15 protein-coding genes are annotated in these 16,376 nt (G+C 46.5%); 12 read left to right on the top strand and 3 right to left on the bottom strand.

The features are described from left to right. Positions 1 to 263: 263 nt before the first annotated feature. The 8 genes from BN3261_RS09810 (at position 264) to glpK (ending at position 9,204) form a co-directional block, all read left to right on the top strand. Positions 264 to 980 (top strand): MgtC/SapB family protein, encoded by a 717-nt coding sequence (locus tag BN3261_RS09810; RefSeq protein WP_022426944.1) that lies wholly within the window; start codon positions 264 to 266, stop codon positions 978 to 980. A 465-nt stretch (positions 981 to 1,445) separates the two neighbouring features. After that, positions 1,446 to 2,903, top strand: coding sequence for an NAD(P)/FAD-dependent oxidoreductase (locus BN3261_RS09805; RefSeq protein ID WP_059086151.1), 1,458 nt, complete (start codon positions 1,446 to 1,448; stop codon positions 2,901 to 2,903). A gap of 7 nt (positions 2,904 to 2,910) precedes the next feature. Then, positions 2,911 to 4,197 (top strand): NAD(P)/FAD-dependent oxidoreductase, encoded by a 1,287-nt coding sequence (locus BN3261_RS09800; RefSeq protein ID WP_059086922.1) that lies wholly within the window; start codon positions 2,911 to 2,913, stop codon positions 4,195 to 4,197. A gap of 5 nt (positions 4,198 to 4,202) precedes the next feature. Continuing rightward, the gene (locus BN3261_RS09795) at positions 4,203 to 4,574 is read left to right on the top strand and encodes a DUF1667 domain-containing protein (RefSeq protein ID WP_022426946.1); all 372 of its coding nucleotides are present in this window, start codon (positions 4,203 to 4,205) and stop codon (positions 4,572 to 4,574) included. Positions 4,575 to 4,872: 298 nt separating this feature from the next. After that, on the top strand, positions 4,873 to 5,604 hold the full coding sequence (locus BN3261_RS09790; RefSeq protein ID WP_021976755.1) for a glycerophosphodiester phosphodiesterase: 732 nt from the start codon (positions 4,873 to 4,875) through the stop codon (positions 5,602 to 5,604). Positions 5,605 to 5,745: 141 nt separating this feature from the next. Beyond that, positions 5,746 to 6,864, top strand: a complete 1,119-nt coding sequence (locus BN3261_RS09785; protein ID WP_015527445.1) for an Ldh family oxidoreductase — start codon at positions 5,746 to 5,748, stop codon at positions 6,862 to 6,864. A 213-nt stretch (positions 6,865 to 7,077) separates the two neighbouring features. Next, on the top strand, positions 7,078 to 7,653 hold the full coding sequence (locus tag BN3261_RS09780; protein ID WP_015527444.1) for a glycerol-3-phosphate responsive antiterminator: 576 nt from the start codon (positions 7,078 to 7,080) through the stop codon (positions 7,651 to 7,653). A 51-nt stretch (positions 7,654 to 7,704) separates the two neighbouring features. Next, positions 7,705 to 9,204, top strand: a complete 1,500-nt coding sequence (gene glpK, locus BN3261_RS09775; RefSeq protein ID WP_022426947.1) for a glycerol kinase GlpK — start codon at positions 7,705 to 7,707, stop codon at positions 9,202 to 9,204. Between the two features lie 125 nt (positions 9,205 to 9,329). On the opposite strand, the gene BN3261_RS09770 is transcribed toward glpK, so the two are convergent. Next, positions 9,330 to 9,737, bottom strand: coding sequence for a DUF6465 family protein (locus tag BN3261_RS09770; RefSeq protein ID WP_015527442.1), 408 nt, complete (start codon positions 9,735 to 9,737; stop codon positions 9,330 to 9,332). Between the two features lie 171 nt (positions 9,738 to 9,908). On the opposite strand from BN3261_RS09770, the gene holA reads away from it, so the two are divergent. Beyond that, entirely contained in the window at positions 9,909 to 10,904 is a 996-nt protein-coding gene (gene holA / locus BN3261_RS09765; RefSeq protein ID WP_022426949.1) for a DNA polymerase III subunit delta, read from the top strand. Between the two features lie 3 nt (positions 10,905 to 10,907). Here the strand turns inward: holA and BN3261_RS09760 are convergent, their stop codons facing one another. Both BN3261_RS09760 and rpsT read right to left on the bottom strand, forming a co-directional pair. Beyond that, positions 10,908 to 11,480: a M48 family metallopeptidase gene (locus tag BN3261_RS09760; RefSeq protein ID WP_199874108.1), complete on the bottom strand. Its 573-nt coding sequence runs from the start codon at positions 11,478 to 11,480 to the stop codon at positions 10,908 to 10,910. A gap of 114 nt (positions 11,481 to 11,594) precedes the next feature. Continuing rightward, positions 11,595 to 11,858 (bottom strand): 30S ribosomal protein S20, encoded by a 264-nt coding sequence (gene rpsT, locus BN3261_RS09755; protein ID WP_022426951.1) that lies wholly within the window; start codon positions 11,856 to 11,858, stop codon positions 11,595 to 11,597. Between the two features lie 292 nt (positions 11,859 to 12,150). On the opposite strand from rpsT, the gene gpr reads away from it, so the two are divergent. From gpr to lepA, 3 genes are all read left to right on the top strand, one after another. Then, a complete protein-coding gene (gene gpr, locus BN3261_RS09750) occupies positions 12,151 to 13,080 on the top strand; it encodes a GPR endopeptidase (RefSeq protein WP_059086150.1) in 930 nt (309 codons plus the stop codon). A gap of 23 nt (positions 13,081 to 13,103) precedes the next feature. Continuing rightward, on the top strand, positions 13,104 to 14,483 hold the full coding sequence (locus tag BN3261_RS09745; RefSeq protein WP_235812366.1) for a stage II sporulation protein P: 1,380 nt from the start codon (positions 13,104 to 13,106) through the stop codon (positions 14,481 to 14,483). An 82-nt stretch (positions 14,484 to 14,565) separates the two neighbouring features. Beyond that, complete coding sequence (gene lepA, locus BN3261_RS09740) at positions 14,566 to 16,374, top strand: translation elongation factor 4 (protein WP_021651884.1); 1,809 nt, start codon at positions 14,566 to 14,568, stop codon at positions 16,372 to 16,374. Positions 16,375 to 16,376: the final 2 nt, after the last annotated feature.

Genomic DNA, 16,376 nt, shown 5'->3' with positions numbered 1-16,376 from the left:
AGAGCAACAGATAGGGATACCGCCGCTGGGCGCCGGTATCCCTGCTGTTTTACATGCTGTGAGACTACAGATCATGTATATCCGGGGTATAGGATCATATGAAAAACTGCGTAGTGAGACGGACGGAGTGAGTCCGGCTGACTAGACAGCTTTCGAATGGAGTGAGTGTGGCCTGCGGCGTTCGTGCAAGGCAAAATGAAGTGATGCGCGATTGGCGTTATCACCGGCAGAAAATAATGTTACAACAGGAAAGGAGCAAATTTATGGGCGGAATTCTCGGAGCATGTAATGCAATATCGGATTATTTGCACACTTTAAATATGGGATCGACGCTGTTTCGGCTGATTCTTGCGATGTTTCTTGGATGTCTGATCGGTATTGATCGTGGAATGAAGAAGCGTGTGGCAGGTGTAAAAACACATATGATCGTCTGTATGGGGGCAACTCTGGTTATGATGACGGGCGATTTTATCCATGTATATTCTAATGGGGCAGGAATCGGAGATACTGCACGACTTGGCGCACAGGTTGTCAGCGGGATTGGTTTTCTTGGAGTGGGAACCATCATTGTGACCGGACAGAGACATGTATCCGGTCTTACGACAGCGGCCAGTCTTTGGACTTCTGCGTGTATCGGACTTGCTGTGGGAATCGGCTTTTACAGCGGTGCGATCTTTACCACGCTGGGGCTTATTCTGGTGTTCAAATATGCGAAATATATAGAGGTTTATGTGGAAGAGCATTCCAATACCTATGACGTATATATGGAGTTTGAAAATGAAGACAAGATGAGTATGGTCATAAAGAAGCTCCGGGAAGAGGACATCATGATCTCCAACGTAGTTATCATCAAAAAGAGATCCAAAACACAGAGTGTGGTGATCCAGGCAACAATGGAGGCTGCCAAATGGAAAGCACGCCATACTGTATTTCGTGAGGTAAGACAGCAGGAAGGAGTTATTTCTGTGGAGGAAATATGATCGGGAATCGGGAATACAATGAAACTTATCATGTTTTTGAGAAAGTTAAGAGCATGTTAAAGAAAAAAAGATGTATTTTACGAAAAATGCACTTGAAATATGAAGAATAGTCTGATACAATGAATACAAAGTGAAGAAGGAATCTGATTCAGCTTGCTGAATACAGAGAATGCCATTGAGAACAGAGACCGGCATGAAGACACATGGATAAGTGTGTTTTTATGCCGGCTATTTTTATGCGCAAATGTTAATGTTTCAAAAGGATTACAAGGGTTACAAAGGGTTACGGCATAAAAATAATGGCATATTCACTTGAAAGATTGCTGTTCGTAAGCAGTACTCCTCGCAGAATATTTACCTGCGGACGGCAATGCTTGTGTTGCAACGGATATTCTGCTGTTTCCGGCGCAGAGAAAGCCGGGGACAGTTCAGAAGATCCGCAAACAGGAAAGGAGAAACAGATCTATGTATGATGTGATCATTATCGGAGCAGGAGTTTCCGGAGCGGCAGCGGCGAGAGAGCTTTCAAGATATCGGCTGAAAATCTGCGTTCTGGAGCGAGAAGAGGATGTATGCTGTGGAACTTCCAAGGCAAACAGCGGAATCGCTCATTCCGGTTATGATGCAGAACCGGGAAGCCTTATGGCGGAACTGAATGTGAAGGGCAGCAATATGATGGGACAGCTTTCGAAGGAACTGGATTTTCCTTTTAAACAGACTGGTTCATTGACTGTCTGTACGACTGAGAATGGAATCGCCATGCTGCATAAGCTGCGTGAAAGAGGAATGAAAAACGGAGTAGAGGGACTGAGGATCCTTGACAGAGAAGAAGCACTTGCCATGGAGCCGAATCTGTCTGATCAGGTGCTGGCAGCGCTGTATGCACCGACAGCCGGAATTGTCTGTCCCTTTGAGCTGAACATTGCAATGGCAGAGAATGCATATAACAATGGTGTGGAATTTAAATTTGATACAGAAGTAAAGAACATCCGAAAACAGGAAAAAGGTTTTGTTGTGGAAACCTCAAAGGGTGATTTTGAGACAGGCTGTATCGTCAATGCTGCCGGTGTCTATGCGGATGTTTTTCATAATATGGTAAGTGAGAAAAAACTGCATATCACTCCTCGTAAGGGTGAGTATATGCTTCTTGATAAAAGTGCAGGAACACATGTGAATCATACGATCTTTGCACTTCCAAATAAGAACGGAAAAGGAGTTCTGGTAACACAGACTGTTCATGGAAACCTTTTGATCGGGCCTACAGCTACGGATCTGGAGGATCGGGAGGAAACAGCGACTACCTCAGAGGGGGTGGAGGAAGTAAGTGCCAAATCCCGGAAAACAGTAAAGGATATTCCACTGCGGAAGGTGATCACAAGCTTTGCAGGGCTTCGAGCTATCGAGGACGGTATGGATTTTGTGATCAAAGAGGTGGAGGATGCTCCCGGATTTATCGATTGTGCAGGAATCGCATCCCCGGGACTTACCAGCTCACCGGCCATTGGCTGTATGGTTGCTGACATCGTAAAAGAAAAATTACATCCGGAAGTAAATCCGGATTTTGATCCGGTGAGAAAAGGGATCCTGGATCCGTCAGAGCTTTCTCTGGAAGAAAGAAATGAGCTGATCAAAGGATCACCGGAATATGGAAATATCATCTGCAGATGTGAGATGATCTCTGAGGGAGAGATCCTGGATGCGATCCGAAGACCGCTTGGAGCGAAATCCCTGGACGGAGTAAAACGTCGTACAAGAGCAGGAATGGGAAGATGTCAGTCAGGCTTCTGCTCTCCCAGAACAATGGAAATCCTCAGCCGAGAGCTTGGCATTTCCATGGAGGAGATCACAAAAACAGGCGGAGCTTCCAGACTGATCGAAGGAATCAACAAGAAAATTGCAGAGGAGGGCGAGAACCATGAATGATAAGATTATGGTGAAGAGAGATATCGTGATCATAGGCGGAGGCCCTGCAGGACTGGCAGCAGCCCTGGCTGCAAAGAAAGAGGGAGCAGAGAGTATCCTGATCCTGGAACGTGATAAGGAACTGGGCGGGATCCTGAATCAGTGTATCCATAATGGATTTGGCCTTCATACATTTCAGGAGGAGCTGACAGGACCGGAATATGCGGCACGTTTTATCCGGATGGTAAAAGAGCAGCAGATCGAGTACCGGCTGAACACCATGGTCATGGATATCAGCCAGGATAAGGTGATCACTGCCATGAGCCGCCAGGAGGGAATGTATCAGATCCGGGCAAAAGCTGTGATCCTTGCCATGGGCTGCAGAGAGAGACCGCGAGGTGCACTGAACATTCCGGGATATCGACCGGCAGGCATTTATTCAGCAGGAACAGCACAGCGCCTTGTAAACATGGAAGGATTTATGCCGGGAAAAAAAGTAGTGATCCTGGGATCTGGTGATATCGGACTGATCATGGCCAGACGTATGACGCTGGAAGGTGCAGAGGTTAAGGCAGTGGCAGAACTGATGCCATATTCCGGAGGCCTGAAGCGAAATATCGTGCAGTGCTTGGATGACTTTGGTATCCCGTTGAAGCTTAGCCATACAGTGGTTGACATAAAAGGAAAAGAGCGTGTGGAAGGAATCACTCTTGCAGAGGTAGATGAAAACAGACGCCCGATTCCCGGTACAGAGGAATTTTTTGAATGCGATACGCTTCTTCTTTCTGTTGGTCTGATCCCAGAGAATGAGCTTTCCGGACAGGCAGGTGTGAAGCTGAGCAATGTGACTTCCGGACCGGTGGTAAACGAAAGTCTGGAGACAAATGTAGAAGGTATTTTTGCCTGCGGAAATGTTCTTCATGTTCACGATCTGGTGGATTTTGTTTCGGAGGAAGCCGGCAATGCAGGAAGAAATGCGGCTCTTTATATAAACAACAATGGAGAGGATAAAATACCGGAAGAGATGAAGATCACACTTTCGCCCCAAAACGGAGTCCGCTATACAGTGCCGTCTGAGATCCGTACCGGTCATATGGCGGAGGAGCAGCTGGTCCGCTTCCGTGTGGGAAATGTATATAAAAATTGTTACATCCGTGCATATCTGGATGGAGAACGGATCTTTTCCAGAAAAAAACAGGTGGCAGCACCCGGAGAGATGGAACAGATCAAATTGAAAAAAGAGCAGCTTCTTTCCATTCTGGAAGGAAAACAGAAACAGGATAAACATGAACTTGTGATCCAGGTGGAGGAGTGATGAAAATGGAAAAAAGGAATCTTACTTGTATCGGATGTCCTATGGGATGCGCCCTTCTGGTGGAAATGAATGGAAAAGAAATCATTTCCGTCACAGGAAATACCTGTAAAAAAGGTGCGGAATATGCAGTGAAGGAAGTGACAGATCCGACCAGGATCGTGACAACGACCGTGCGTGTGAAGAATGGAAGCATGCCGGTGGTGTCAGTAAAGACAGCACAGGATATTCCGAAAGGAAAGATTTTTGACTGTGTGGATGCGCTGCGGGATGTATGTGTGGAAGCGCCGGTTCAGATTGGGGACGTGATCCTGGAGAATGCAGCAGGTACAGGTGTGGATATCGTGGCTACAGGAAATGTGAAGCAGATCATACAGTGATCTGCAAAGGATATATATGGCGATCTGTATGCTTATAATATGTCAGCCCTCTGGCAGACAAAGCGAATAAAATAAACCTGAAAAGGCTTTTTTATCGCTTTGTTTGCCATGAAATAAAATGTACAAAATGCACAAAAGATATTAGCACTTAAAAGAATAATTAATTAAAAAATAACAAAAAAATGCACAAAAGTCGATAAAAAATGTTGAAAATAAATAAAAGCTATGATATAATCAGAAATATGAATTGGCAAAAATGCTCACAACGATGTAATGCATTGAATGGAGGATGATTAGAATGAAAGTATTTGGACATCGTGGTTTCAGCGGAGAATATCCGGAGAATACAATGCTGGCGTTTCAGAAGGCAGTGGAGGCTGGTTGCGAGGGGATCGAGCTTGATGTGCAGCTGACCAAGGATCTGGTTCCGGTGATCATGCACGATGAGAAGGTTGATCGTACCACAGATGGAAACGGGTATATCTATGATCTTACATATGCTGAGCTGTGTAAACTGGATTGCAGTTATCCGGATAAGTTTGCCGGAAAATTCGGCAGGCTTCAGATTCCGACTCTGAGAGAGTATTTGGAGTGGATGGCAGAGGAGGAAGATCTGATTACAAACATCGAGCTGAAGAACAGTGTTTATTATTATGGTGGTATGGAAGAGAAGGTCATTGATATGATCTGCGAATATGGTCTGGAGGATCGGATCATCCTTTCCTCTTTCAATAACGCATCCATTGTATTGTGCAGACAGAGTGATGAGACTATTGCAGGAGGCTTTCTGGTAGAGAAATATGTGGATAATGCAGGGGTTTATGCAAGAACCTGTGATGTGCAGTATTATCATCCGAATCTGGAATACCTGAAGGAAGAACATGTACGCAGCTGTTCCCAGAATGGGATCGGGGTGAATGTCTGGACTGTAAACGAGGAAGAGGATATGAGAAGGATGAAGAAATGGGGAGTAAACTCCATCATTACCAATTATCCGGACAGAGGAAGAGCAGTGGCAGACGAGGATTGAAACTGCGATGTAAAGGCGCTTTCTGTGAGGCACATACAGGAGGCAGGCTAAATTTGAAATCTCCGGCAGGAGGGGGTCCTGCTGCAGATCTATATAAGCAAAATAAAAAAACTATAATAATGTATATGGAGGAGTTTTACAATGGAGAAAGAAACAAGACCTTTTATTTCCTGGCAGCTTGCAGACGATTTTATGACTGCAGTATTTGAGAAAATGGGAGTTCCGACGGAGGATGCAAGACTTTGCGCTGATGTACTTCTGGAAAGTGACAGACGTGGAATCGAGAGCCATGGCTGCAACCGCTTTAAACCGATCTATATCGACCGTATCAAATCCGGAATCTTAAATCCTGTAACAAAGATCGATATTCTTAAAGAGACACCGACAACTGCAGTTCTTGATGCTAACGATGGTATGGGAATGGTAGCCAGCAAGAAGGCTATGGACATGTGTATCGAAAAAGCACATAAATACGGCATGGGTATGGTTGCAGTCCGTAACTCTTCCCATTATGGAATCGCAGGCTACTGGACAGGTCTCGCAGCAAAGGAGAATATGATCGGTATCAGCGGTACTAACGCAAGACCATCTGTTGCACCGACATTTGGTGTTGAGAATATGCTTGGAACCAACCCATTAACATTTAGTATGCCTACAGATGAGCCGTTCCCGTTTACACTGGACTGTGCAACATCTGTTATCCAGAATGGCAAGATCGAATACTACGCACGTATCAACCATGATACTCCTAAGGGTCTTGTTATTTCCAGAGAAGGAGAGGAGCTTACAGATAGTGCAGAGATCCTTAAGAAGATCAGAAGCCAGCAGGCAGCACTTGCTCCTCTCGGTGGATTTGGTGAGACAACCGGAGGATATAAGGGATACGGATACTCTACGGTTGTTGAGATCCTTTCCGCTGCTCTTCAGTCCGGTCTCTTCCTGAAAGCTCTGGATGGTAAGGATGAGGAAGGAAAGATCCGTCCATATCATCTTGGACATTTCTTTATTGCTATCGACACAGAGGCATTTATGGGTGCAGAGGCATTCAAGAAAACATGCGGTGATATCCTGAGAGACCTGAGAGGCTCCGAGAAGGCTCCTGGACAGGAACGTATCTACACAGCAGGCGAGAAGGAATATGATGTATGGATGTATCGTAAGGATAAGGGAGTTCCGGTGACAGAGGCAGTTCAGAAAGAGTTTATCGGACTTCGCGATGAATTCGGACTTACACAGTTCAAATTCCCGTTTGAGAAATAATGTATCTGCAGAAGGGAAGTCCATAGGGGCTTCCCTTCTTTTACCAGAGAAGAAGATTGTCTGAGAATTGTAATACAGCCGGAAATAAAACAGATATATTTGGCAAATGCGTCTGGTCTTTGAAGCAATAAACTGATACAATAAGAATAATATCTTCAAACAATGCGCGGAGATAGGATGATATTGTGTGAACATTGCGGAGGAAGAGAGAAGATGAACAAAGAATTTCTGGACGCGATCGAGGCGAACCCGATCATAGCAGCTGTAAAGGATGAGCAGGGGCTTCAGAACTGTCTGGGCAGGGAGGAGCTTACCGTGATCTTTATCCTGTATGGAGATATCCGTTCTATTGGGGGAATTGTGGAGCGGATCCACCAGGCGGGGAAGATCGCGATGGCACATATAGACCTGATCACAGGTTTAAGCTCAAAAGAGGTTTCTGTGGATTATATTTGTAAAAATATCCATGCAGATGGGATCATTTCAACAAAAGCATCCATGATCAACAGGGCGAAGAAGCTTGGAATGTATACAGTTCTGCGTTTTTTCCTTATTGATTCCATGGCGATCAAGAATATTGAGAATCTGGGAAATCAGCATGAGCAGCTGCCGGATGTGGTAGAGGTTCTGCCGGGGCTGATGCCGAAGATTCTTAAACAGATATGTAAAACAAGCAAGGTGCCTGTGATCGCAGGCGGTTTGATCTCCGATAAGGAGGATGTGATGGGAGCCCTGGGTGCGGGGGCAGCAGCGGTTTCCACTACAAATCAGAAGGTATGGGAATTATGAGGCTGCAGAGGCATTGAGCCGCAGCCAAGAAATGTATTGGAGGATTTTTATATGGCAAAATATGTTATGGCGCTGGATTCCGGAACGACCAGTAACCGCTGTATTCTTTTTGATGAAAGCGGAAGGATCCGCAGTGTGGCGCAGAAGGAGTTTATCCAGCATTTTCCGAAACCGGGATGGGTGGAGCATGATGCAGGTGAGATCTGGTCCACACAGCTTTCTGTTGCCAGAGAGGCTATGAATCAGATCGAGGCAACGGCAGAGGATATTGCAGCGATCGGTATCACCAATCAGAGAGAGACCACCATTGTCTGGGATAAGAATACGGGACAGCCGGTTTATCATGCCATCGTATGGCAGTGCAGGAGAACCTCAGAATACTGCGACAGCCTGAAAGCAAAGGGACTGGAAGAAAAATTCCGTCAGAAAACAGGACTTGTTATTGATGCGTATTTTTCAGCCACCAAGGTAAAATGGATCCTGGATAATGTGGAGGGTGCCCGCGAAAGAGCAGAGAAGGGAGAGCTTCTGTTTGGTACCGTGGAGACCTGGCTGATCTGGAAGCTGACCAAGGGAGCTGTTCATGTAACAGATTATTCCAATGCATCCAGAACGATGATGTTCAATATCAATACACTGGAGTGGGATGATGAGATCCTGGAGGAGCTTGATATTCCGAAATGCATGCTCCCGCAGGTAAAAGAGTCCAGTGAGATTTATGGTGAGACAGATCCGTCCTTTTTCGGTGGAAGGATCCCGGTAGCCGGTGCTGCCGGGGACCAGCAGGCGGCGCTGTTCGGACAGGCCTGCTTTGAGAAAGGTGAAACCAAGAATACATACGGAACCGGTGGCTTTCTTCTGATGAATGCAGGAGATAAACCGGTATTTTCCAATAACGGGCTGGTTACGACCATCGGATGGGGACTTAACGGAGAGATCACTTATGTTCTGGAGGGATCCGTATTTGTGGCTGGTGCTGCGATCCAGTGGCTTCGTGATGAGCTTCATCTGGTGGATTCTGCATCGGATACCGAGTATTTTGCGGGAAAGGTACCGGATGCAAACGGCTGCTACGTCGTGCCTGCATTTACAGGACTTGGAGCTCCTTACTGGGATCAGTATGCCCGTGGCACGATCGTGGGATTGACCCGTGGTGTAAATAAGTATCATATTGTGCGTGCGACTTTGGAATCACTTGCATATCAGGTCAATGATGTGCTGGAGGTTATGAAGGAAGATGCAGGAAGTGACCTTGCAGTTCTTCGTGTAGACGGCGGAGCAAGTGCAAACAACCTTCTCCTGCAGATTCAGGCCAATATCAGTAATGTGGCTGTAGAACGTCCGGAATGTATTGAGACAACTGCTCTTGGTGCCGCATATCTGGCAGGTCTTGCTGTGGGATTCTGGGAAAGCAAGGAGGCAGTACTGGAAAGTCGTGATGTGGAACGTATTTTCCGCACGGAGATCGATGACGAGAAGCGAAATGCCATGGTAAAAGGCTGGAGAGCTGCAGTAGGCTGCTCCAGAGACTGGATCAAAAAGATCCAGTAAAAGATAAAAAAGAAAAGTCATGCAGCGGGACCGGATGAAAATGTCCTGTGCATGGCTTTTTTGCGTTTCCGGAATGTCACAGACAGACCGGCATATAAGCGATCGCGGAACAGATCCGCCGGAGCTTACAGAGTGGTCAGATCGATCCTGTAATCGTCGGAACCCTCTCCGTCAGCAGTGTAGTAAGCTGCTCTTTCTTCTGCATTTACATAGATGTGGAGCTCTTTGCCTTTCAGGCCCTTTGCTTCTGCATCTTTCTTAACAGCTGCCTCAAGGTCGGCAACTGTGATGGATGTCTCAAAAATTTCAAGTGTGATGCCGCTGATCTTATGATTTTTTACAGTGTTCTTAACTTCTTCTACTACTTCTGGTGCCTTGGCTGCTACAGTCTCTGTTGCCTTTTTGACTGCTTTAACGGTTTTTTCAGCTGCAGGTGTTTTTTCAATCTTTTCTACAGTTGATTTCACGGTAGCTTTGGCCTTGGTGGTTGCGCTCTTCAGGTTGCTTGTTCTGCTGTTTCTTCTTTTTTCCATAATGGAACACTCCCTTCCGCATATTTCGCTGACAGAACGGATCTGCCGGAATATGTACCTGTTTACAGTATCATGAATATGGTGGAAAGTCAAATTTTTGCTTGGGTGTTGCATTTCCGGCAGTTGTCGTATAAACTGGATTACAGAGAAAATCAGACAGGGGTACAGAGATTGAAGAATATTCAGGAAGATATTAAAACAGGAAAATTTAAGCAGGCATATCTCCTTTACGGTGAGGAAGCCTATCTGAAACAACAATATAAAAGAAATCTGGTGAAGGCTCTGAACCCGGACGATGATACCATGAATTTTACCAGATATGAGGGGAAGGGGATCGATGTCCGGGAGCTTTTGAGTCTTTGTGATACCATGCCCTTTTTTGCAGAGCGAAGAGTAGTCCTTCTTGAGGATACGGGATTCTTTAAGAACAAATGTGAGGAACTGGCAGATTATATGAAAGCGCTGCCTGATTATCTGTATCTGGTGTTCTGCGAGTCTGAAGTAGATAAAAGAAGCCGTATGTACAAGGCGGTAAAAGCCTGCGGCAGCATCGGGGAATTTAAACAGCAGGATGAAAAGACTCTTATGCGGTGGGCAGCAGGGATCCTTGGAAAAAATGGCCGCAGGATCACCCAGAGAGATGTGGAGCTTCTGCTGACCATGACGGGAACAGATATGGGAAATATAAGGATGGAGCTGGAAAAGCTGATCTCCTATACGGTCGGAAGAGATGTTGTGACGGCTGCAGATATCCAGGCTGTCTGTACCACGCAGACAACCAATAAGATCTTTGATATGGTGCGTGCGGTGACGGAGAAGAACCAGAAGCGGGCCCTGGATCTGTACTATGACCTTCTGACTCTTCGGGAACCGCCGATGCGGATATTGTTTCTTCTGGCGAAACAGTTTCGTCAGATCTGCCTGACCAAGAAAATGTCACAGGAGGGTCTTTCTCAAACCGAGATCGCTTCCAAACTGGGAGTACCCTCTTTTGTTGTGCGGAATCTGGCATCCTGTGCCAGATCCTACACTGTGGAAGAGCTGGAGAATGCTGTGCGGGATTTTGTGGATGCGGAAGAGGCGGTAAAGACAGGTACACTTGGAGATGTGCTCAGCGTGGAGCTTCTGATCGTGAAGTACAGCTCGGCGAGAGCAGTGAGAGCCTGAGTTTTACGGAGACGGGTTCTGCCACAGGGTCGCTCCGTTGTCCCTGAGCCATTTTTCGCAGGCTTTATACTCCGGCATCACAGATGCCACCACTGCATAAAAGGCAGGGGAATGATTCATTTCTTTTCTGTGGGAAAGTTCGTGTACCACAACATAATCCAGGACTTTTTCCGGGGCGAAGATCAACCGCCAGTTGAAGTTCAGGTTTCCTTCGCTGGTGCAGCTTCCCCAGCGGGTTTTTTGTTCCCGGATCGTGATACGGCCGTAGGTTACGCCCATTTTTCTGGCGTAGGCTGCGGTTTTTCTTTTGAATATTTTTCTGGCGGATTCCATATAATAACTGCGACGGAATTCCGAAAGAGGCGGGTTTTCAGCTTGGGGATGTGCCGGCTCAGTGGCAGCGTGGGAGAGATGCTCCAGGATCCAGCTTTCTTTCTGTGAGAGAAAACGATGGATGGTGGAATCTGGCATTGTGTGTGGAGCGCGGACAGTTACCTGGCCGGAAACGCTGACCTGGATCGCCAGGGTTTTCCGGCTGCTGCGGATAATGCGGTAGGGAAAGGGATGAGATATCATAAAAAAACTCCTTTTGGTCAATGCAGAAATCTATATACAAAAAAGACAGTCGCTGACGGTTCGACTGTCTTTCCTTTTACTTATAAGCTTATAACTAAAATATTCCGTGGTCTATTACGCAATGCTGTTGACAGCTTTGGAAAGACGGGAAATTTTTCTGGCGCAGTTATTTTTGTGATAAACGCCCTTGGATGTAGCTTTGCTGATTGTGGAGATTGCATCCTTAAGAGCAACCTCTGCAGCTGCCTTATCCTTATTCTCAACTGCTGTCTCAACTTTCTTGATGGAAGTCTTAACTGCAGAACGGATTGCTTTGTTTCTTGCAGCCTTAGTGCTGTTAACTAAGATTCTCTTCTTTGCGGATTTAATGTTAGCCAATTCGTACACCTCCGATTCCTTAAAAATATAATATTAAATTACATTCACAGGAACAGACACGGGCGCTCCTATGAAACATGCTTATATATATTATTATACGTGCACAGGAATGTCAAGATGTTTTTTGCAAAAATTCCAAAAAAATATGCAAAAAATACCAGATGCTGTGTGGAAAAGGGGAAATGATACATATTTATGGGAAAAAGGGAAATAATGAAAGGGAAAACACCGGTAAAGCTGCAGATAGCAGTGGAAAAGTCTTTGCAATCTTACAGAAAAAGAGGATGAGAGTATGGCTGGAAGGAGCAGAATCAGAACAGACCTGGCGCTGGAAGCAACGGAACGCTTTCAGGCGGAAAACGTAGAAGTACGTGGAGTAGAGATCAGGGAAAGATACGATGCGGAAAAGGATGTTCGGACTACCGTAGTGCGGATCACAACGGAAAACGGAGCCAGGACCATGGGAAAACCACAGGGGACCTATATTACCATTGAGGCACCGGATCTTTCCGTTCCGGATGAGGATTATCACAGGGAGATCTCGGAAGAGGTGGCACATCATTTGAGGGAGCTGATCGATCTCGGACGGCAGCAGTCAATCCTGGTGGTAGGCCTTGGAAATCAGGAGATCACTGCGGATTCTCTTGGCCCTCGTGCAGTTTCCAATCTTCATATGACAAGGCATGTGATCCGGGAATATGGGCTGAAGAGCAATGAACATATGAAAATGCATCAGATCAGCGGGATCGTTCCGGGTGTGATGGCACAGACCGGAATGGAAACTCTGGAAATTGTTCGGGGTGTTGTTTCTGAGACAAAGCCGGATTTGGTGATCGCCGTAGATGCGCTGGCGGCCAGAAGTACGACAAGACTTAACCGGACGATCCAGATCACGGATACCGGGATCAGTCCGGGCTCCGGCGTGGGGAATCACAGGGAAGGCCTGAATGAAGAAAATCTTTCGGTCCGTGTGATCGGGATCGGTGTTCCGACTGTGGTGGATGCGGCTACTATTGTCCATGATTCCATGGCAGAGCTTCTGGAGGCGCTGGAGGAAGATGAGCAGAAGGAGTTTCTGGAAGAAATGATCTCACCGAAGCTTTACACCATGTTTGTAACACCAAAGGATGTGGATGAAACGGTACGATATTTAAGCTTTACCATTTCCGAGGGACTGAATCTGGCTTTTTCCGATAGTCTAATCGAAGAGGACAGGTCATAAAATACCATAAGAGGTGATCGTTGGTGACGAATATCCAGAGGGCTTTCTGCGTGGTTTTGAGCCTGATCTTCCTGGGGGTGGTGGCTGTCCTTCCGGGAGATTTTTTCAGGCATGGTGAGATCTACAGACAGCTGCCGCTGTATTGCTTTCTGGAAAAGAAAGCTCTGCAGAAGGAAAATGGCAGAGACCGGGAAACAGAGATGCTTTTGCAGGAAAAAAACGCAGAGCATCTGGGTGAAGAAGTGGAAGCAGAGAACCGAAAAGAGCAGGAGACGCTGTTGATGGCCGAGGCGGAAGAAGTGGAAAAGAAAGAAGCCCTTCAGAAGAAAGAAGCCCTTCAGAAGAAAGAAGAGCTTCAAAAGAAAAAAGAAATTCAAAAGAAAGAAGCGGAAGATGCAGAGAAAAAATCTCCTGACGGCAAAAAAAATGAACAGGAGACTGTTAAGGGAAATGCAGAACAGGAAGTTGCAGAGCCAGAAATTACAGAACCGGGAGGTTCAGAACAGGAAGCTACGGAGCCGGGGGACACAGAACCGGAGACTCCTCCGTCAGAGGAGAACCAATCCGGTGAAAATACTGCGAAGGAACAGGAGACTGTGGCACTGCCACATCCGCAGATTGACTTGTCTCAGGCGAAACTGGCAGATTTTGACTATGTGATGAATCAGTTTTTTATATTGGATTCCAATACGGAGACGAATGCACAGCAGATCAGTGCGCCCCGTTTTCTGAAGGAGGATCTGTCCGTTAAAAAGGATTCATCGGTACCCCAGATTCTGATTTATCATACCCATTCCCAGGAGGCTTTTGCAGATTCAAGAGAAGGACAGACTGAGGACACCATCGTAGGAGTGGGAGATCATCTTACTGAACTTCTGGAAAAAACATATGGATACCAGGTCATTCATATAACAGATGCCTTTGATATGATGGGAGGAACACTGGACAGGAGCAAGGCTTATGATTATGCCAGGGCATCCATAGAAAAAGTGCTGGAAGAAAATCCCACCATTGAAGTTGTGATCGACCTTCACAGAGATGGTGTGCCGGATGAGCGTCATCTGGTAACGCAGGTGAATGGAAAACCTACTGCTCAGCTGCTTTTTTATAATGGATTAAGCTATACAGTCAGTCAGGGGGCAGTGAGTTATCTGCCCAATCCTTACATAGAAGAGAATCTGGCATTTTCCTTTCAGCTGGAATATCAGGCGGCACAGTATTACCCCGATCTTTACCGGGGGATCTATCTGGCAGGTCTTCGCTATAATCTGCATCTTAAGCCACGGGCCCTGCTTCTGGAGGCCGGAGCACAGACAAATACCGTGGAGGAAGTCCGAAATGCCATGGAACCATTTGCAGATATCTTAAACAGAGTTCTGAAAGGCAGTGACAAAGAAGGCTGAAATATGATATGATAAAGAGCAGTATGGAAAAATATGCGTTCTGAACGCTTTATACGAGAGAAATTTAAGGAGGACTTCCTGAATGATAGACCAGAGTAAAATTCGGAATTTTTGTATCATTGCACATATCGACCATGGCAAGTCAACACTTGCGGACCGTATCATCGAGATGACGGGACTTCTTACCGAGAGGGAAATGCAGGCCCAGGTTCTGGATAACATGGACCTTGAGAGAGAACGAGGGATCACCATCAAATCCCAGGCGGTTCGTATTGTATACAAAGCCAAGGACGGAAATGAGTATATTTTTAACCTGATCGATACCCCGGGACATGTGGATTTTAACTATGAAGTTTCCCGAAGCCTTGCTGCCTGTGACGGAGCGATCCTTGTTGTGGATGCAGCACAGGGAATCGAAGCTCAGACACTTGCCAATGTATATATGGCACTGGACCATGATCTGGATGTGGTTCCGGTGATCAACAAGATCGACCTTCCAAGTGCGGATCCGGAGCGTGTTATCAATGAGATCGAGGATGTGATCGGAATTGAAGCGCAGGATGCACCGCAGATCTCCGCAAAAACAGGACTGAATGTAGACCAGGTCCTGGAGCAGATCGTCAATAAGGTCCCGGCGCCGGCGGGGGATGTGGATGCACCTCTGAAGGCTCTGATCTTCGACTCTGTTTATGACCCTTATAAGGGTGTTATCGTATTTTGCAGAGTGAAGGACGGACGTGTGAAAAAGGGCACGAGGATCCATATGATGGCGACCGGATTCACCACGGAGGTTGTGGAAGTTGGATATTTTGGAGCGGGTCAGTTTATCCCATGTGACGAGCTGACAGCAGGTATGGTCGGATATATCACAGCCAGCATCAAGAATGTCCGTGATACCCGTGTGGGTGATACGGTAACGGATGCGGACAACCCCTGTGCAGAGGCGCTTCCGGGATATAAGAAGGTAAACCCTATGGTTTATTGTGGCCTTTATCCGGCAGATGGTGCCAAGTACGGCGATCTCCGTGACGCGCTGGAGAAGCTTCAGCTCAACGATGCTTCCCTTTATTATGAACCGGAGACATCGGTCGCCCTTGGATTTGGTTTCCGCTGCGGCTTCCTGGGACTTCTTCATCTGGAGATCATCCAGGAGCGTCTGGAGAGAGAGTATAACCTGGATCTTGTAACTACAGCACCGAGTGTTATCTATAAGGTCTATAAAACCAATGGTGAGATCATCGAGCTGACCAATCCCACCAACCTTCCGGATCCTTCAGAGATCGAATACATGGAAGAGCCTATGGTGAAGGCGGAGATCATGGTAACCACAGAGTTCATTGGTGCGATCATGGATCTCTGCCAGGAGAGACGTGGTCAGTATGAAGGCATGGAATATATGGAAGAAACCCGTGCACTCCTGAAATACAGACTGCCGCTGAACGAGATCATTTATGATTTCTTTGATGCACTGAAATCACGTTCCAGAGGTTATGCATCCCTGGATTACGAACTGGACGGATATGAGAGAAGTGAGCTTGTAAAGCTGGATATCCTTGTGAATAAAGAAGAAGTGGATGCTCTTTCCTTTATCGTGCATGCAGATACTGCTTACGAGCGTGGAAGAAAGATGTGTGAGAAGCTGAAAGACGAGATCCCGAGACAGCTCTTTGAGATTCCGATCCAGGCAGCTATCGGAAGCAAGGTCATTGCCAGAGAGACGGTAAGAGCCATGCGTAAAGACGTACTTGCCAAGTGTTACGGTGGAGATATCTCCCGTAAGAAGAAGCTTCTGGAAAAACAGAAGGAAGGTAAGAAACGTATGCGTCAGGTAGGTAACGTGGAGATCCCGCAGAAGGCATTTATGAGTGTCCTGAAGCTGGATGATAAATAGGA

The sequence above is a fragment of the Blautia massiliensis (ex Durand et al. 2017) genome (genome assembly GCF_001487165.1).
GTDB classification, from domain to species: domain Bacteria; phylum Bacillota; class Clostridia; order Lachnospirales; family Lachnospiraceae; genus Blautia_A; species Blautia_A fusiformis.
Note: the sequence above shows the minus strand (reverse complement) of the source record. Positions and strands in the feature narration are given on the sequence as shown.